The sequence below is a fragment of the Pseudomonas sp. genome, assembly GCF_051660785.1.
Classification (GTDB): domain Bacteria; phylum Pseudomonadota; class Gammaproteobacteria; order Pseudomonadales; family Pseudomonadaceae; genus Aquipseudomonas.
The window spans coordinates 37,700-55,972 of record NZ_JBOFQE010000017.1 but is presented as its reverse complement, the minus strand read 5'-3'; the positions used below and the strand labels follow the sequence as shown (position 1 = coordinate 55,972).

Genomic DNA, 18,273 nt, shown 5'->3' with positions numbered 1-18,273 from the left:
GAGGGCGATGCCCCCGGATGAATGCCGGAGCGAAGGTACGCCGAGCCTAAGCGAGGGGCCGGACGCTTGGGGCGAGCCTTTTTTTGCTTACTTTTTTTTGGCGTTTGAAAAAAAAGTGAGTCGCCGTAAGGGCGAAACCATAAGCAGCCGTTACCGCAGAAATGGATATGTACCCGGTCAAACACAACATGGTCGGCCCAAAGGCCGCCATCGCTGGCAGGCCAGCTCCCACAGAAACTCCCGGGCAATCCGCGGACTCGCACAACAACGAGGAAGAATGTTAGCGTGCTTGGCATTCTCCAAGCCCCGACGAGCCCTCCTCCCATGAAAAAGACCGTCCTCGCCTTCAGCCGCGTCACCCCGGAAATGGTCGAGCGCCTGAAGCAAGACTTCGACGTCATCGTCCCCAACCCGAAAAACGGCGACATCAACGCCCAATTCAACGAAGCCCTGCCCCACGCCCACGGCCTGATCGGCGTCGGTCGCAAACTCGGCCGCACACAACTGGAACACGCCGCCAAACTGGAAGTCGTCTCCAGCGTCTCCGTCGGCTACGACAACTACGACGTCGCCTACTTCAACGAACGCGGCATCATGCTCACCAACACACCGGATGTCCTCACCGAAAGCACCGCCGACCTGGCCTTCGCCCTGCTCATGAGCAGCGCCCGCCGCGTCGCCGAACTCGATGCCTGGACCAAGGCCGGCCAATGGCAAGCCACCGTCGGCGCACCGTTGTTTGGCTGCGATGTACACGGCAAAACCCTGGGCATCGTCGGCATGGGCAACATCGGCGCGGCCATCGCCCGACGCGGTCGCCTGGGCTTCAACATGCCAGTCATCTACAGCGGCAACAGCCGCAAGACCGAGCTGGAACAAGAACTCGGCGCTCAATTCCGCAGCCTCGACCAACTGCTCGCAGAAGCCGATTTCGTCTGTCTGGTCGTCCCGCTCAGCGAAAAAACCCGACACCTGATCAGCCACCGCGAGCTGGCATTGATGAAGCCAAGCGCCATCCTGGTCAACATCGCCCGCGGCCCGGTCGTCGATGAGCCCGCTCTGATCGAAGCGCTGCAAAACAACCGCATTCGCGGCGCCGGGCTGGACGTCTACGAGAAGGAACCACTGGCCGAGTCGCCATTGTTCCAGCTGAAAAACGCGGTGACATTGCCGCACATCGGCTCCGCCACCCATGAAACCCGCGAGGCCATGGCCAACCGCGCGCTGGCCAACCTGCGCAGCGCACTGCTGGGCGAGCGGCCGCAAGATCTGGTCAACCCGCAAGTCTGGAAAGGCTAATTAAAACGGGCAGACACTTATAAAGTGTCTGCCCGTTATTTACACAACTTGCAATTCAGTCAACAAACTAAAAAAAGTCAGGCGCTTTAGACTCCCCTCCACTTACCCGACCCCGGACTATGTATATGGAGAACTAAAGCTTGAACAACTACACCACTGAAAAGCTCATCAGAGTCAGCAAGATTGCACTGATGGCTTATATAAGCTTCTTTGGACTTTTGGTGATGTATAGCAACTTCACCGACTACGCCACAAACTACGAATATGTCGCCCACGTCCTGAGCATGGACACAACCCACAACAATGAACGAACAACCTACCGGGCCATCACGTCGCCCATGCTGCACCACCGGATCTACTGGCTCATCATCACCCTCGAAGTCACCTACACCGTTTACTGCCTGGTAGGCACTTACCACCTCTATCACAAACTGAATGCGTCAGCCCGAGAATTCCATGAAGCAAAAAAGTTCTCGATTATCGGCTTACTGATCGGCTTGTTCATCTATTACGTTTGTTTGCAGGTCGTCGGCGTTGAATGGTTCAACATGGATAAATCACAAACATGGAATGCCAAGGATTGGGCCCGGCATATCGTTGATTTCATGTTGCCGTTATTGATGTATATCGCGTTAAAGATCGAGCGCTGAAGCGTATCGCGCTCGATCTCCAGAACTATCAGGCCAGATTTCCAGTCTGCTGCAACACGCGCACCTTGGGTTTGCGGAACACCAGCACGTTGCCCAGCATCACCAGCACCAACCCGACCAATGCCGGCGCGGTCCATTGATAACCTTCGGCAAACGCCGAGACATTCAGTGCCACGACCGGGAACAGCACAGTGCAATAGGCCGCTCGCTCCGGGCCCATACGCCCGACCAGCGTCAAGTACGCGGTGAAGCCGATGACCGAACCCGGAATCACCAGGTACAGCAGCGAGCCGATGTAGCGCGCGTTCCATTCCATGTCGAACGGAATGCCTTTGACCAGGCACCACACTGACAACATCGCGGCGCCATAGGCCATGCCCCAGGCGTTGGTGGTCAGGGGTTTCAGGCCGGCCTTCTGTTGCAGGCTCGAGAGCATGTTGCCGGCCGAGAAACACAGGGTGCCAAGCAGTGCCAGGCCCAGGCCGAGCAAGGTTTCCGGACTGGCCGTATGACCGGCCAACTCAGGCCAGAACAGCAAGCCAAGTCCGAACAAACCCAGTGCACCGCCCATCAACACGTTGCGGGCGATTTTCTGGCCGAAGAACACTCGCGCATTAAACGCGTTCCATAACGTCGCGGTGGAAAACACCACGGCAACCAGACCGCTGGGAATCCACTGGCTGGCCGTCAGGAAGCACATGAAGTTGATGCAGAACAGGCACAAGCCCTGAGCCAGACAGATCAAATGCCCGCGACGGTTCATCACTTGCAGTCGGCGGGTGAGCAGCAACAGGACAAACAGCACCAGCGCCGCCAGGCCGAAGCGATAGACGATCGACACCGGAATGGCCACCACGCCCAGCTGCCATTTCAAGGCAATCCAGGTGGTGCCCCAGATCAGCACGGTCAATAAATACAACGAAAGGTTCATGGCAACAGCTCCGGAATGGGCAATGCTGTGTGGCGAGCGAGCTTGCTCGCGCCGGGCTGCGTAGCGGCCCTCAAAATCCTGGCAATTTCGCCAGGTATTGTGAGTGCTGCGCACTCAAGCGGGAGCAAGCTCCCTCGCCACAGTGCATTGCCTGATTAGGGATCCATTGTGCGGCGCTGATCGTGGGTGCACTTGCATAAACTTGCGCTTTTGTCGGCGCAGTGGCTGGCAGCGCAAGGTCTACGGAGTAGGATGCAAAGCGTCGGAGAGAAGCGATCATGCCCGCACTGGAAACCCTTCAAGTCTTTCAAGCCCTCAACCGCTCGCCCAATGCTCGCCTCGAGCACAGCGCCGAGCTCGGTGACGGCATGGCTGCAGCCTTGTGGAGCAACCATCACGACGCCCAAGACTACGAGGCGCCAAGCCATCACACGTTGTCGTGCTATATCGCCGGTGGCACCGGCACCTTTCGCCGCGACCAGCCCGGCACCAAGGGCGGCCCGGACAAGCTATGCATCCTTCCCGCCGAGCATCAGTCCGGCTGGGTGATCAACGGCGACATTCGCCTGGCCCACGTGTATTTCAGCCCCGAACAATTCGCCATCGGCTGCGTCACGCTGCTGGACCGCGAACCGCGTGAATTGCAGTTGCGCGAAGCCACTTTCCTCGATGACCCGGCACAGGCCCGGCGCTTTCGGCAAATGCTCACCCTCAACTGGGACGAACCCGGCGAACGCCTGCTCACCAGCAGCCTCGCTCACGAAATGCTCAGCCACGTGTTGCTCGGTCAGGTCGGGATGCGTGAGGGCTTGCGGCTCAAGGGTGGACTGGCGGCGCATCAACGGCGGCAGTTGGTGGAGTTCATCGACAATCAGTTGGCCGAGGCCATCAGCCTCGGGCAGTTAGCCGCGCTGTGTGCACTGTCGGAATATCACTTTGCGCGGATGTTCCGCGAGAGCTTTGGCTTGCCGCCGCATCAGTATGTGTTGGCTCGCAGGCTGAGCCGGGCGCGGGAGTTGTTGCGTTCGACATCGCAGCCGTTGGGGGAAATTGCATTGGCGTGTGGGTTTGCCAGTGCGAGTCATTTCACCAATCGGTTTCGGCAGGTTTTGGGAGGGACGCCTGGGGAGTATCGGCAGGCGTTTTTGCGCTAGGCTCGGAGATTATCGGTGTCTGTCAGGGCGCCATCGCGAGCAGGCTCGCTCCCACATTTGATCTGTGGCGTTCACAAAACCAATGTGGGAGCGAGCCTGCTCGCGATGAACGATGACGCGGTTTCCGATCAGAATTCCAAAGTGCTCGACAACGAGATCTGCCGCGAATCCCCCATCGACACAAAGAACCGGCTCGCCGCCGAGGTGTAGTAGGTACGGTCAAACAGGTTCTTCACGTTGAGCTGAAACTTGACCTTCTGCCCTTCAACCCTGGTGTCATAGGTCGCGAAGGCATCGGCCACGGTGTAGCTCGGCAGGTCGAAATCATTCACGGCGTTACCCGCACGCTCGCCGACATACCGCGCACCCGCGCCGACCCGCAATTGATCGCCGCCGACGATGGTGCCGAAGTCGTAGACCGCCGACAGCGAGCCACTGTTCTTCGCGACGTTTTGCAGTTGTTTGCCCTTGTAGACCGGGTCTTCGGTGACTTCGGCGTCGGTGTAGGCATAGCTGCCGATCATGCTCCAGCGGTCGCTGAGCTGGCCGCTCAAATCCACTTCCAGACCACGGGAGCGCACTTCGCCGGCGGCGCTGTAAATCGTCACCGGACCTTCGGAGTTGGCCACCAGCACGTTGCGTTTCTTGATGTCGAACAGCGCGACGTTACCGGTCACACGACCCGGCATGTCGAGCTTGGCGCCGAGCTCCCAGGACTTGGCTTCTTCCGGCGCAACGCTGCCGTCGAGCACGGTGCTGCTGCCGCTCAACGGTGCGATGGTCGAGTTGGGTTTGAACGATTCGGTGTAGCTGCCGTAGAACGACAACTCATCGGTGAAACGATAGACCAGACCGGCACGCGGCACCCACTTCTGGCCGTTGCTGTCGGTGTTGGCCTGGAACGGCACGCCTTTGCCGGCATACTGGTCGTATTCCTGGAAGCGTGCGCCCGCGACGAAAATCCATTGATCGGTGAGGTGGATCGAATCCTGGAGGAAGAGCGAATCGCTGCGCAGTTTATCGGTCTGCGCGCTGTCCGCCGGGCTGACGGTGGTGCCGGCGACTTCGCGGCCATAGACCGGGTTGACGTAGCTAAAGGTGCCCAGGCTTCTCTGGCGGATCAGGTCTTCGCGGTAGATCTTGCGGTATTCGTCATCGACGCCGAACACCAGATCGTGTTGCATGCCCAGCACGTTAACCTTGCCTTCGAGGCTGGCGGTGGTGAAACGGTCGGTGCTGATCGCGTTTTGAGTGCCGTCCATGCTGCGGGTCAGCGTGCCGCGTCGGGTGTCGATGGCGGTGACGCGCACCTGGCTGGCGTCGTAGGTTTCACGATTCCAGCTGTAGCCGAAGTGGGCGTTCCAGTTATCGTTGAGCTCGTGATCGGCCTCGAAATGGTACAGGTCCGAGCGGCCTTCCATGTTGTTGAACGGCTCGTCCAGGCGCTCATTGCGCGAGATGTCCAACGGGTGATTGGTGCGCGGATCGATGATCGTGCCGCGGTCGAACGGGGTCAGGAACTCGCGGTGTTCATAGGAGAACAACAGCTTGGTGCTTTCGCCAAACCAGGCCAGCGATGGCGCCACCAGCGTCTCGCGGTGGGTGCCGAAGTTGCGCCAGTAATCTTCGTCTTCGTGGTCCAGCACCATGCGGTAAGCGAAACCGGAATCACCAAGGGCGCCGGTGCTGTCGAGTCCCCCGCCGCTGCCGTTTTTGCCGTCGTCGTAGGTCGAACCGCGCAGGGTCAGGGCGTTGTATTGCTCAAGCTCGGGTTTCTTGCTGACCATGTTGACCACGCCGCCCGGGTCCTGAATGCCGTACAGCAGCGAGGCCGGGCCCTTGAGCACTTCGACCCGGTCGACGGTGGCATTCATGCCACGACCCTGCACGATCGGCATGCCGTCGCGCATGATCGAGCCGTTACGGTTGTCGCCGAAACCGCGGGTCATCACCGAATCCTGGGTGCTCGCCAGCGTGTTGCCCTGGGTGATGCCGCTGACATTGGCCAGCGCATCATCCAGATTACGCGGTGCCTGATCGCGAATGACCTGGGCCGGGATGACGTTGACGGTCTGCGGGATTTCCTGGAGCAAGGCCGATGAGCGCATCACCGAACTGGTGGGCGGCGGCTGATAGCTCATGGATTGATCGGCCACCGAATTGATGGTGGTGGTGCCCAGATTCAACGTGCCGGCGGTGGGCACAGGTTCCAGCACCAGCGTGTGGGCGTCGCTGCGGCGGAAGGTGAACCCCGAACCGCCGAGCAAACGCTGCAGGGCCTGCTCGGCGCTCAATTGGCCATTGACCGCCGGGGCGGTGAGGCCGTACGGCGCTTCATCGGTGTAGACCACGCTGATGCCGGTGACCCGGCTGAAGTCGCTCAAGGCCTGGGGCAGCGGTTTGGCAGCGATGGCGAAGCTGAATTGGGTGCGCTGCTGCGTGTTGGCCACCTCTGCGGCGGATGCGATGCCCGATGGCAGCAAGGCCAACGCCGACATACTCAGTGCAGAGGCACCCAACCACTGTTTGACCGAACCCGATTTTGCCCTGGACTTCATTGCTCAATGACCTGTGTAGAACCTACGGGATGCGAATGACTCGCAGTTTCAGTCACTACACGGATGGGGATTGGGTTTACCTCATCAAAATTCTGAAAATAATTTTATTGGGAAGTCAGTGGTGTTCGATCTGGCCTCATCGCGAGCAGGCTCGCTCCCACAGGGTACGCATTTCAAATGTGGGAGTGAGCCTGCTCGCGATGGGGCCGTTTGATTCAACGCAAAATAATCAGATGCCCCAAAACGCTGGTCTGCTCAAACCCCAAAACACCCTGCAACGAACTCAACACCGCCTGCGGATCCTTGCTCGGAAAACTGCCACTCACCCGCCGCGCCGCCAGCTCATCATTGAGCAACACAATCCGCCCCGGGTAATACCGCCCCAGATCCTGCACCACCTCAGCCAGCGTGGCCTTGTAGTAATTAAGCCATCCCTGACGCCACGCCAGCTGCGCTTCGCTGTCCACTGCACGCAGCTTTTGCGCCGAACCCTCGCCATACGCCACTTGCTGGCCAGCGGTCAGAATCTGCTGCTCGGCGTGCTTGTCCGCCGTCACGCCAACCCGTCCGGACAGCACCGTTACTTGCGCCCCGTGCGGTTGCAGGCGCACTTCAAATTGCGTACCGAGCACCCGCGCCTGGCCTTTTTCAGCGTCGACCACAAACGGATCGCCCGTGTGAGTCACGCTGAAAAACCCGGCACCGCGACGCAGCTGAACGTGGCGTTCACCGCGACTGAAATCCACGGCGATGGCACTGTCTGCATCCAGCGTGACTTGCGACTGATCGGCCAATGTAACGGTGCGAATTTCCCCCGGCGCAGACACATAGTCCGCTCCCAGATCATCGATCCAGCGCGTCGGCTTCCAACCCGCGCCAAGGCCGATCATCAGCACCAGACATGCGGCCATGGCCAGCGCGCCCGACCAGCGCCGCACGCTGGTACGTCGAGACCGGTTCATGGCGTTGAGGTAACCCTGCAAGGCGAAAGCGTCTTCGTCGGCCAGGGTTCGCGCCGGCGCTTCGCTCAATTCCCACAGCACTTGTGCCTGGGCGTAAGCCTCCGCGTGGGCGGGATCGGCCTGCAGCCAGCGGCTGAACGTGAGTTGATCGCCGCTGCTCGGCTGGTCGTGCAACAGGCTCAGCCAGGCGAGCGCAGCCTGCTCCTGAGCGGGCGTCGGGACGACGCGGTCGAGCTGATTCACGGTGCTTTCCCTGGCGTGCGCGTGGGCGGTTCCTGCAGGCTGGCCTTGCAGGCATCGAGGGCGCGCATCATATGTTTTTCCACGGCGCTTTGGGACAGGCCCATGGCCTTGGCGATCTCGGCGTATTTGCGGCCGTGGATGCGGTTGAGCAGAAAGATTTGTCGAGTGCGTTCCGGTAACGCGCGCAAGGCCGCTTCGACGTGACGCAGGTCGTTGCCCGCCTCCAGCGCCGCTTGCGGCTCGCTGCCCTGGCTGTCCGGTTCATCCGGCATCCAGCCTTCGTTGACCCGCACTCGCGTGCCTTCGCTGCGCAAATGGTCGATGGCGATGTTGCCGGCGCAACGCAGCAGGTAAGTGCTGAGTTCTTCGACCTGCACCAGCGGCCGCCGCCAGAAACGCAGGAACAAGTCCTGCACCAGATCGGCGGCGGTCGCTCGGCAGCCGACACGCCGGCTCACCAGCGCTTCCATCTGCGAACGCTGGGACAGGAACACCTGGAGGAAATGCGCGCGGGCGCCGCGATGCTCCTCATCGTGTGATTCAGGTGGATTGGTGATCATCCCTGCGCAAACACGGCGACGGGGCTGGCGAGCAGGCTCAACCCGGCCAATGCCAGGGCCAGGCGCGGGCGATACGGCATCAACAGCACCAGCAGCAAAGCGCTGAGCATCAACACCGCAAACCATTCCACCAACCCGAGACCCCAACCGGTTTTCGACACCGCCGCCCATAACGAAACCGCCAGCAACAACCAGCCGCTCAGCTTGAACGCTTTGCGCCGCCGGGCCGACGATTTGCGCCCCAGCAGTTCAGCGTGATGCCGGTCCATCGATAAACACAGCGCGGTGAAACCGCCGTAGCACAGCAGCAGGGCCAGCAACATTCAGTTCACCTTCTGCTCAAGCGTGATCGGTCGGGCGCGTTCTTTCGCGACGCGGACGGTCTGCCCGGCTCGCTGCATTTTCCACGCAGCCCAGGCCAGGAACACGCCACTGACCAGACTGGTCAGATCGAACCCGGCGAGCGTCCAGTCGCCTTGAGCCAGCGTCACGCCCAAGTGGTACGGCGTGGTCAGTGCGTTCAATAACGGCACGCCGCAGAACAGCACCGCGGCCAACGCCAATTGCTCGACCCATGCCGCGCGACCACGGCGGACCACCGCATGAATTACGCTCAAGCCCCAGACAATGAAGAAGCTATTCACCTCCCAATCCGCCCGAGTGGCCATCTCGACCGGCAGCAGCCGATTGGCCCAGAAGAACGCCGCCACCGCGACCACCAGCCCGGACATGCTGGCGATGTTCAGCACTTCCACCAGCCGCAACTCAAAGGGCATCACGGCGCTTTTCGCATGTTTGAGCTGGCGCTTGCCGAGCCAGACCACCAGCCCGGTGCCGATCAATGCGGTGCTCGCCAGACCGAAAATAAAGTACAGCCAGCGCAACACCGGGCTCGCAAAATGGCCCATGTGCAAACCGTAAAAACTGCCGGCAATCACCATCGGCACCGGTTGCTGCGGTGTGGCGCTGAGTTGTTGCCCGGTCACGCCGTTGAACGTCACCGCGCTGCCCGCGTCATGCACCACCCGATCCGCGCCGTCACGCACCAGCACCACCGAGGCGTTCGCATCGCCCGGATTGTTCACCGTCAAACGCGCCACACGCCCGCCCGACCATTGCTCGCGCGCACGTTCCAGGAGGGGCGCCAGGGGAGCCAACTGCCCCGGCTTGCCCGCCAGTTCCGGTGTGCTGGAGGCTGGAAACACGTCGTCGAAAAACGCCCGGACATCCCCTTTGTACGAGGCCAGGATGCTCGCCGGCATCACCATCGACATGAAAATCACCAGGCTGCTGTAGGTGATCATCAGGTGAAACGGCAGCACCAGAACACCCACTGCGTTGTGCCCGTCCAGCCAGGAGCGCTGGCCTTTGCGCGGGCGGAAGGTGAAGAAGTCCTTGAAGATTTTCTTGTGGGTGATGATCCCGGTGATCAGGCCGATGAACATCACCATGGCCGCGATGGTCGACAACCAGCGGCCCCACGGATAAGGCATTTGCAGCTGGAAGTGGAAGCGATAGAAGAAGTCGCCGCCCATCGTCTCGCGGCCCTGCACTTCGGCGCCGGTTTGCGTGTCGAGGAGTTTTTCAGTGAATCGGCCGCGCTCACCCGGCTTGGGCGGCGACTGTTGCCAACGTACCGACAGGCCTGGCTCGCGGGGGCTTGGTAAATTGATGAGCCAGCGTGAGGCGCCCGGGGCGTGCTGCTGCAGATAGTTTTGCGCCAGCGTCAGACTGCTTTCGGCAGTCTCCGAACGCGCCGGTATTTCGGGCTGCATCCAGTGACTGATCTCGTCCTTGAAATACGCGAGCGTGCCGGTGAGGAAAATTGCGAACAACAACCAGCCGAAGATCAACCCGGTCCAGGTGTGCAACCAGGCCATCGCCTGGCGGAAGCCCTCTTTCATGAGCGGCCCATCCAGTGCGCCAACCCTGCCACTGCTGCCAGCACCAGGCTCGCCACGATCAATCCAGACCACGCCCGCCACGCACTGCGACAGGCAAAACACCAGAGCACCGCAACCAGATAAGCCAGGAACGAGGTCATCATCCCGGTCACCACCGCTTCGGCGCGGGCCATTGGCAACCACAGGCTCAGACTGACACTGGCCAGCGCCGCGACGATATAGCCGCCCACCACCGCGGCCAACACTCGCGAAGTGACGGCCAATCGATAGGTAACGGGGAGCGTACTGATTTTGCCTTTCATGTTTCGACCTTGAAACCGGGTGAGGCCGCATGAAGATCAAGGGCCAGCAAGCGCGCAATACTAATGATAAATATTCTCATACGCAAAACAGATCCGATTGCCGGGGGCCGTCGCACACCCCTACAATGCGAACAATTCTTGTTATCTAACGTATCCGTTTGTGTCGGAGTGGTTCTGTTGCAGCCAGCCAATCCCGTCGAAGTCCTCTATCACGCTCACCACAACTGGCTCACCGGTTGGTTGCGGCGCAGGCTTGGCTGCCCGGATAGCGCGGCGGATCTGGCCCAGGACACGTTCATCCGCGTGCTGACCGCCCGGGAAACACCGCAAATCATCGAGCCGCGAGCATTCCTCACCACGATCGCCAAACGTGTGTTGTTCAACCATTACCGTCGCCAGGACCTGGAACGCGCCTACGCCGAAGCACTGGCGCAACTGCCTGAGGTGTACGCGCCCTCCGAGGAAGAGCGGGCAATCATCCTGCAAACCCTGATAGAGCTGGACCATTTGCTCGACGGCTTGCCGCGAAGGGTCAAGCGCGCCTTTCTGCTGGCGCAGGTCGATGGCCTGACTTATCCACAGATCGCGGCGGAACTGGGCATTTCCATCGCCACGGTTAAACGCCACTTGAGTAAAGCAGCCATGCGCTGCTACTTCGCACTATGAACGGCACTCCGGACTTTTCTTCCCAGGTCGCCGAGCAGGCGGTGCACTGGCTGATGGAAATGCAGCAAGGCCCGCTGAACCCGCGCCAGCAACAGGCCTGGCAGCATTGGCACGACGGGCACAGCGAGCATCAGCGGGCGTGGGAACATATCCAGCGGGTCAATCAGCGGCTGCGTGGTTTGTCGTCACCGCTGGCCCACGCGGCGCTCAATGCGCCGAAGTCCGGCAGCCGCCGTCAGGCGCTGAAACTGTTGCTGATTCTTGGCGCAGGTTCTGCGGTCACTTGGGGCATGCGCGAACACAACATGCTGCCGCCGTTGCTCGCTGATTACCGCAGCCCCACCGGCCAGCGGCGCAAGGTGGCGCTCGGCGCAGGCAATCAGTTGCAGCTCAACACCGCGAGTTCGGCGGATGTGCGGATGGAGGGCCAGCAACGGCTGATTCGTTTGCTGGAGGGCGAACTGCTGTTGACCGCTACCCAGGCGTTTCAGGTGCAGACCGCGCAGGGTGTTTTGACGATGCAAGGTGGGCGCTTGAACGTGCGGCAATTTGCTGATCACACGCAGGTGGCGGTGTTCGAGGGCAGCGTTGAGCTGATGCCGAACGGTGGCGCCCCACTGGTTTTACCTGCCGCTCGGCAATTGGGATTCGGGGCGGGTGGCGTGGGTAAACCGCTGCCGCTGGACGCCAACAGCGGCGCCTGGGCCGACGGCATGCTGGTCGCCGCACACATGCGCCTTGGGGATTTTCTCGATGAACTCGGCCGCTATCGTCGCGGGCAGCTTCATTGCGATGCGAAGGTGGCGGATTTGTTGATCTCCGGGACGTATCCTCTGGACGACAGCGAGCGGATTCTGGATCTGCTGGAAATCAGTTTGCCGGTGAAGGTCAGGCGCTTTACGAGGTATTGGGTGACCGTCGAGGCAAAGGTGTAGCCCAAGGCAAAATACAAACCCTGTGGCGAGGGGATTTAGCGAAACGTCGCACCGCCCCGCTCGGCTGCGCAGCAGTCGCAAACCTGCAAACGTAAATTACCTGAAGGAATGCGTTCATCTGGTTCGGGGCTGCTTCGCAGCCCAACGGGGCGGTGCGACGTTTCGCTAAATCCCCTCGCCACAAAAGCGATCCGCGCAAAAAAGTTTTGTTCTACGTGAGCCGTTTTTCAGATCTGGCGTGACAGAGAAGGAAAGCCCCCGTGATTCCACCTTCTCAGGATCGTCCTCCATGCACCCCACCCGCCTCACTCCGCTGGCCCGAACCCTGCGTCACCTCCTGCTCGGCGCCAGCCTGAGCTTCGGCGCGCTGCCGCTCGCACTCGCCGCCGATGCCAAGCCGTACCACATCGCACCGTCCTCGCTGGAAAACGCCCTCAACCAGTTCGGCCGTGAAGCCGGCGTGTTGATCACCTTTGGTTCGCAAGTCACTAGCGGTGTGCAGAGTCGTGGTCTGGAAGGCAACTTCACTCCGTCCCAGGGACTGGACGCTTTGCTCGAAGGCACCGGCCTGCAAGCGCGCGCCGAGGGTGACAATGCCTTCAGCCTGCAACCGGCGGGCGACACTTCGCTGGAGCTGGACACCTCGAAAGTGGTCGGCGACTGGCTCGGTGACGCCGCGCAAATCAACGTCTTCGAGCACCCGGGCGCACGTGATGTGATCCGCCGCGAGGCGTTCGAGCGCCAAGGCGCGACCCAGGCCAAGGACGTGCTCAACCGCATTCCCGGGGTGAACGCGCCTGACAACAACGGCACCGGTAGCCACGACATGGCGCTGAACTTCGGCATTCGTGGCCTCAATCCGCGTCTGGCTTCGCGCTCGACCGTGTTGATGGACGGCATCCCGGTGCCCTTCGCACCTTATGGCCAGCCGCAGCTGTCATTCGCGCCAGTGAGCATCGGCAACATGGACGCGGTGGACGTGGTGCGCGGCGGCGGTGCTGTGCGTTATGGTCCGCAGAACGTCGGCGGCGTGGTCAATTTCGTGACCCGCGCGATTCCCGATGAGCCGACGGTAAAAGGTGGTTTCCAGACCGAGACCAGTCCGTCCTCAAGCCACGACGGTTTCAAAACCACCGGCAACTTGCTGGCCGGCGGCACGGCTGACAACGGTCTGGGCGGCGCGCTGTTGTATTCCGGCACCCGCGGTGGCGACTGGCGTGAAAACAGCGATACCGAAATCGACGACCTGATCCTCAAGGGCAAGTATCAGCTCGATGACGCCAACAGCTTCAACGCGATGGCTCAGTATTACGAAGGCAAGGCGGACATGCCCGGCGGTCTGAATGTCGCCGATTACGACGCCGACCCGTATCAGTCGACGCGCCCGAAAGATCAGTTCTGGGGTCGCCGGACAATGTTCAACTTCGGCTATCGCTATCAGGAAGACCGCCGCGAATTCACCGCCAACACCTTCTTCACCAAAACCCTGCGCAGCGGCTATCTGGATCAGGGCTCGTTCCTGTCGCTGTCGCCACGCGAGTATTGGGTGCGCGGCCTGGAAACCCGTTTCGCCCAGGGCTTTGACCTCGGCCCGACCAGCCACGAAGTCGGCATCGGTTATCGCTACATCAACGAAGCCGGCCACGAACTGCGCTACCGCGAGCCGATCGCCAACAATACGTACCCGACCACCAACAGCCGCAATGACCGCGACACCCGTGGCGGCACCGAAGCCAACGCGTTCTTCGTCGACGACCGGATCGACATCGGCAAGTGGACGATCACGCCAGGCATTCGCTACGAGATGATCGATTCGCAGCAGACCAACAACCTGACCAACGTGAAATACAAGGGCGACTACAACACGGCGCTGCCGGCGTTGAATGTGCTCTATCACGTGACGGACACCTGGAATCTCTACGCCAACACCGAAGGCTCGTTCGGCAGCGTGCAATACAGCCAGATGCCAAACCGGGTGACCAGCGGCGAAGTCAAACCCGAGAAAGCGCGGACCTGGGAACTGGGCGCCCGTTACGACAACGGGGCGCTGAGAGCCGAGATCGGTGCGTTCCTGATCAACTTCGACAACCAGTACGAAAGTAATCAGACCAATGACTCGGTGATCGCCCGCGGCGAGACGCGTCATCAAGGGATCGAAAGCAGCATCAACTACTCGCTGGATGACTTGAGCCCGTCGCTGGCCGGCTTCGATGTGTACGCCACCTACGCCTATGTGGACGCGACCATCCGCGAAGACGGGCCGAACAAGGGCAATCGTGTACCGTTCTCCTCGAAACACAAAGGCACGATTGGGGTGGGTTACACCGAAGGCGCCTGGAAGCTGAATCTGGACAGCAGTTATCAGAGCAACCAATTTGCCGACAACGCCAACACCTCGGTCGAGAGCGCTGATGGCAGCACGGGCAAGATTCCCGGGTACATGCTGTTCAGCAGCCGCGCGGCGTATGACTTCGGGCCGAAGCTGTCAGATTTGAATGTGGCGGTGGGGGTGAAAAACATCCTCAACCACCAGTACTTCACCCGCTCGTTTGATGACAACAACAAGGGCAAGTACGTGGGGGAACCGCGGACGGTATATGTGCAGACATCCGTGGCGTTTTGATTACCGCCGACATTACTTGAGATTGTCACAACCCCTGTGGCGAGGGGATTTATCCCCGTTCGGCTGCGAAGCAGTCGCCAATCCTGTTGGATAGTTTGTCTGGGAGAATGCCGGGGGCCGCTTCGCAGCCCAACGGGGATAAATCCCCTCGCCACTAGGTATTCATAAACTATATAAATCACCCACCCTGAAACAAAAACGGGCCTGCATTAGCAGGCCCGTTGTCAGTGGAAAGGTAAAAAAGTGAATCAGGCTTCAGCCGTTTTGCGCAGCCTGTTCGTTCTCGAGAAATTCGTCTTCCAGCAGCTTGTCAGCGGTGGGCCTTTCGAACGGCACCACAGCGGCACGTGGTTTGCCCCGCAGTTTGCCGAAAAGATGCTCAAGCGCGTGTTCAAGTTTTTCCGCCGCACCGTCGATCGCCAGTTCCAGGCTCGCGGCTTTATGGGTTACAGAAATCGGTTGGTGGCCTTTTGGCCGCGCTTCCAGTTGGCAGCGCATGTCATGGGGACCTGGCTTGTCGCCATTCTCGTCCCGTAGATGAACCTCGACGCGTGTCAGGTCCTCTTCATAACGTTCGAGCGTGCTCTCAATGGTAGTACGTACCCACTCCTCCAGTCGGATGCTGCTTTGAATATGGTTATCACTGTTGACTTGGATTTGCATAGTTCATCCCTTATTTCAGCTAGCTCGCGAGAGGCCCTTCGGCTAGCCCTTGGGCGTCATCACCGTGACCTCTTACTTACACAATCGGTCTGTGCGCAGAACATTTCAACCCCTAAAAAAAGATAAATATGGATTCGCAAAAAAAGCCGGACAACAGCCAAAAGCGCTGTTAAGGTCGGGAGTTGGGTCGCCTCGCTTCTTTGTCATAATTGCTCACATCTGCCCCTCCGCCAGTGGGTGCAGGCTCCGGAAAATCCCCGCCTCCTCTACCAGCCAGTCATGCACCGCGCGTACGCCCGGATGGCTCAGCGCACCCGGCGCATAGAGCAGCATGTAGCGCTTGTGATTGGGTACCGCCAGGCCGAACGGCACGATCAACGCCCCCCGTTCCAACTCATCGTTGAGCAGCGTCCGCCGCGCAATCGCCACACCCATGCCAGCAATCGCTGCTTCAATCGTCAGGTGATTGCGATTGAAGGTATGCCCGCGCCGTACGTCGGCGCCCTCGAAGCCGATGGCATTGAGATAGAACTCCCATTCCGCGTACTCGTAACTGCCGCGCCAGGCGGTGATGTCATGCAGCAGCGGGAAGTGCACCAGGTCCGCCGGACCGTGCAACGGTGGTCGTCCACGCAACAAACTCGGCGCGCACACCGGGAAGATCTGCTCGTCGAGCAAGGTTGTGGATAACAATCCGGGATAACTGCCGTCGTTCAGGTCGATCGCCAGGTCGAAGTCACCCTCGTGCAACGGCACGCTGCTGTCCTCGGCCACCAGGCGCAATTGAATGTCCGGAAAGCGCTGCTGCAAACGCGGCAAGCGCGGGGTCAGCCACTTGCTCAGGAACGACGGAATCGAACGCACCCGCAGAATTCCGCTGATCATTCCCGCGTCCAGTCGTCGCAATTCCGCATCGATGCTGCCGTAAGCCTCGTTGACCGTAATAGCCAATCGCTGGCCCTCGGCGCTCAATTCCACACCGCGCGCACGGCGGTGAAACAAGCGAAAGCCCAGGCGCTCTTCCAGTTGGCGGATTTGCTGGCTGACCGCACCCGGCGTGATGTGCAGCTCTTCGGCGCAACGGGTGAACGACAAGTGCCGAGCGGCACAGGAGAACACGTGCAGCCAGACGTAAGTCTGGGCGTGCAATTGGCGACTCATTGTTTAGTCCTGCTAAAGGCTGTCTTAGGAAGTTTCGTTGGTCCTGTCGGACCGAGGCAGGCAGTATCGCCGACATTGCGCTTGTCCTACAAAAATGGCAGCGATTTCTCTTCCATTGCTTGTATAGGCTTTAGCATGGCTATCAGTGTTTTCGATCTCTTCAAAGTCGGTATCGGTCCGTCCAGTTCCCACACCGTCGGCCCGATGCGCGCCGCTGCGACCTTTGCCCAAGCCCTGATTGACCAACAATTGCTGGCCGACGTACGGCGCGTAGAAATCCGGCTTTATGGCTCGCTGTCGGCGACCGGTGTCGGCCACGCCACCGACCGTGCCTGCGTCATGGGCCTGATGGGCGAATGGCCGGACAGCATCGATCCGACCACCATCGATAGCCGAATCCAGACCCTGCGCGAAACCGGCGAATTGTCTCTGGCCGGCAGCAAGACCATCGCCTTCAACTGGCAAAGCGATCTCCTGCTGCTCGACGAGAGCCTGCCTTACCACCCCAACGCCATGTCCCTGACAGCCTTCGGCGAAACCGGAGAGTTGTCGGAGCAAACGTACTACTCGATCGGCGGCGGTTTCATCATCGAAGCGGCTGAAGCCGAGTCCGGCATTGCGCCGACCAGCGACGTGGTGCTGCCCTTCGATTTTTCCAGCGCCGCCGAACTGCTCAGGCTCTGCAACCAGCACGGTCTGCGGGTTTCCGAGTTGATGATGGCCAACGAACTGGCCTGGCGCAGCGAGGCGGAGATCCGCCAGGGCTTGCTGCACATCTGGTCGGTGATGCGCGAGTGCGTCGAGCAAGGCTTGCGCCACGAGGGCATCCTGCCCGGCGGTCTGAATGTTCCCCGTCGCGCTGCGAAACTGCACCGCAGCCTGTTGGAAATCGGCAAGCCGAATGTCATCACTTCCACGTTGTCGGCCATGGAGTGGGTCAATCTATTTGCCCTGGCGGTGAACGAAGAAAACGCTGCAGGCGGACGCATGGTGACGGCGCCGACCAACGGCGCGGCAGGGATCATTCCAGCGGTGCTGCACTACTACATGAAATTCAACCCGGACGCGTCGGACGATGACGTCGTCGCGTTCTTTTTAGGCGCAGCGGCCGTAGGCATTCTCTGCAAGAAAAACGCATCCATCTCCGGCGCCGAAGTCGGCTGCCAGGGTGAAGTCGGCTCCGCTTGCGCGATGGCCGCCGCCGGTCTGGCCGACGTGCTCGGCGCCACGCCCGAGCAACTGGAAAACGCCGCCGAAATCGGCCTGGAACACAACCTCGGTCTGACCTGCGATCCGGTCGGCGGCCTGGTGCAAGTGCCGTGCATCGAGCGCAATGCGATTGCGGCCGTGAAGGCGATCAACGCCACGCAAATGGCCCTGCGCGGCGACGGCAAACACTTCATCTCCCTGGACCGGGTGATCCGCACCATGCGCGATACCGGCGCCGACATGCACGACAAATACAAAGAGACTTCACGGGGTGGCCTGGCTGTCAGCTGGGTGGAATGCTGATCGGTTGATTGCACTGTCAGCGATCATCTACTCATTCGTGCCCTGAAACGGGCAGGCAAAAAGAAGGCGGACTGTGTAGCAGCTGGCGAAGCCTGGGTTCGCCAGCTGCTACAGGGATCGTATCGGGGCTTGAATACTCAGGAATAGCCA

General features: G+C 60.5%; 16 protein-coding genes. 7 read left to right on the top strand and 9 right to left on the bottom strand.

Going from position 1 to position 18,273, the window contains the following annotated elements; translation table 11 throughout:
* Window positions 1–324 precede the first annotated feature (324 nt).
* The gene (locus ACRC4F_RS04670; RefSeq protein WP_438658292.1) at window positions 325–1,299 is read left to right on the top strand and encodes a 2-hydroxyacid dehydrogenase; all 975 of its coding nucleotides are present in this window, start codon (window positions 325–327) and stop codon (window positions 1,297–1,299) included.
* A gap of 140 nt (window positions 1,300–1,439) precedes the next feature.
* A complete protein-coding gene (locus tag ACRC4F_RS04665) occupies window positions 1,440–1,949 on the top strand; it encodes a DUF2165 family protein (RefSeq protein WP_438658291.1) in 510 nt (169 codons plus the stop codon).
* A 28-nt stretch (window positions 1,950–1,977) separates the two neighbouring features.
* Here the strand turns inward: ACRC4F_RS04665 and ACRC4F_RS04660 are convergent, their stop codons facing one another.
* Window positions 1,978–2,880 carry a DMT family transporter gene (locus ACRC4F_RS04660; protein WP_438658290.1) on the bottom strand — a complete coding sequence of 301 codons (903 nt, stop codon included), beginning with the start codon at window positions 2,878–2,880 and terminating at the stop codon, window positions 1,978–1,980.
* A gap of 278 nt (window positions 2,881–3,158) precedes the next feature.
* Here ACRC4F_RS04660 and ACRC4F_RS04655 point away from each other — a divergent pair, with 278 nt between their 5' ends.
* The gene (locus tag ACRC4F_RS04655) at window positions 3,159–4,034 is read left to right on the top strand and encodes a helix-turn-helix domain-containing protein (protein WP_438658289.1); all 876 of its coding nucleotides are present in this window, start codon (window positions 3,159–3,161) and stop codon (window positions 4,032–4,034) included.
* A 128-nt stretch (window positions 4,035–4,162) separates the two neighbouring features.
* Here ACRC4F_RS04655 and ACRC4F_RS04650 read toward each other — a convergent pair whose 3' ends face one another.
* The 6 genes from ACRC4F_RS04650 to ACRC4F_RS04625 form a co-directional block, all read right to left on the bottom strand.
* Complete coding sequence (locus ACRC4F_RS04650; protein ID WP_438658288.1) at window positions 4,163–6,592, bottom strand: TonB-dependent siderophore receptor; 2,430 nt, start codon at window positions 6,590–6,592, stop codon at window positions 4,163–4,165.
* 215 nt (window positions 6,593–6,807) lie between these two features.
* The gene (locus ACRC4F_RS04645; RefSeq protein ID WP_438658287.1) at window positions 6,808–7,797 is read right to left on the bottom strand and encodes a FecR family protein; all 990 of its coding nucleotides are present in this window, start codon (window positions 7,795–7,797) and stop codon (window positions 6,808–6,810) included.
* Window positions 7,794–8,357 (bottom strand): RNA polymerase sigma factor, encoded by a 564-nt coding sequence (locus ACRC4F_RS04640; RefSeq protein WP_438658286.1) that lies wholly within the window; start codon window positions 8,355–8,357, stop codon window positions 7,794–7,796. The genes ACRC4F_RS04645 and ACRC4F_RS04640 overlap by 4 nt, the downstream gene beginning before the upstream one ends.
* Window positions 8,354–8,680, bottom strand: a complete 327-nt coding sequence (locus tag ACRC4F_RS04635) for a DUF3325 domain-containing protein (RefSeq protein WP_438658285.1) — start codon at window positions 8,678–8,680, stop codon at window positions 8,354–8,356. Before ACRC4F_RS04635 ends, ACRC4F_RS04640 begins: the two co-directional genes overlap by 4 nt.
* On the bottom strand, window positions 8,681–10,261 hold the full coding sequence (locus ACRC4F_RS04630; RefSeq protein WP_438658284.1) for a PepSY-associated TM helix domain-containing protein: 1,581 nt from the start codon (window positions 10,259–10,261) through the stop codon (window positions 8,681–8,683).
* Window positions 10,258–10,563, bottom strand: coding sequence for a DUF3649 domain-containing protein (locus ACRC4F_RS04625; RefSeq protein WP_438658283.1), 306 nt, complete (start codon window positions 10,561–10,563; stop codon window positions 10,258–10,260). Before ACRC4F_RS04625 ends, ACRC4F_RS04630 begins: the two co-directional genes overlap by 4 nt.
* 177 nt (window positions 10,564–10,740) lie before the next feature.
* Here ACRC4F_RS04625 and ACRC4F_RS04620 point away from each other — a divergent pair, with 177 nt between their 5' ends.
* From ACRC4F_RS04620 to fecA, 3 genes are all read left to right on the top strand, one after another.
* A complete protein-coding gene (locus ACRC4F_RS04620) occupies window positions 10,741–11,229 on the top strand; it encodes a sigma-70 family RNA polymerase sigma factor (RefSeq protein WP_438658282.1) in 489 nt (162 codons plus the stop codon).
* Window positions 11,226–12,164 carry a FecR domain-containing protein gene (locus tag ACRC4F_RS04615; protein ID WP_438658281.1) on the top strand — a complete coding sequence of 313 codons (939 nt, stop codon included), beginning with the start codon at window positions 11,226–11,228 and terminating at the stop codon, window positions 12,162–12,164. Before ACRC4F_RS04620 ends, ACRC4F_RS04615 begins: the two co-directional genes overlap by 4 nt.
* A gap of 289 nt (window positions 12,165–12,453) precedes the next feature.
* Entirely contained in the window at window positions 12,454–14,787 is a 2,334-nt protein-coding gene (gene fecA, locus ACRC4F_RS04610) for a TonB-dependent Fe(3+) dicitrate receptor FecA (protein WP_438658280.1), read from the top strand.
* Between the two features lie 255 nt (window positions 14,788–15,042).
* Here fecA and ACRC4F_RS04605 read toward each other — a convergent pair whose 3' ends face one another.
* Entirely contained in the window at window positions 15,043–15,450 is a 408-nt protein-coding gene (locus ACRC4F_RS04605; RefSeq protein ID WP_438658279.1) for an HPF/RaiA family ribosome-associated protein, read from the bottom strand.
* A 213-nt stretch (window positions 15,451–15,663) separates the two neighbouring features.
* Window positions 15,664–16,611, bottom strand: a complete 948-nt coding sequence (locus ACRC4F_RS04600; protein WP_438658278.1) for a LysR substrate-binding domain-containing protein — start codon at window positions 16,609–16,611, stop codon at window positions 15,664–15,666.
* Window positions 16,612–16,746: 135 nt separating this feature from the next.
* On the opposite strand from ACRC4F_RS04600, the gene ACRC4F_RS04595 reads away from it, so the two are divergent.
* Complete coding sequence (locus tag ACRC4F_RS04595) at window positions 16,747–18,123, top strand: L-serine ammonia-lyase (RefSeq protein ID WP_438658277.1); 1,377 nt, start codon at window positions 16,747–16,749, stop codon at window positions 18,121–18,123.
* Window positions 18,124–18,273 lie beyond the last annotated feature (150 nt).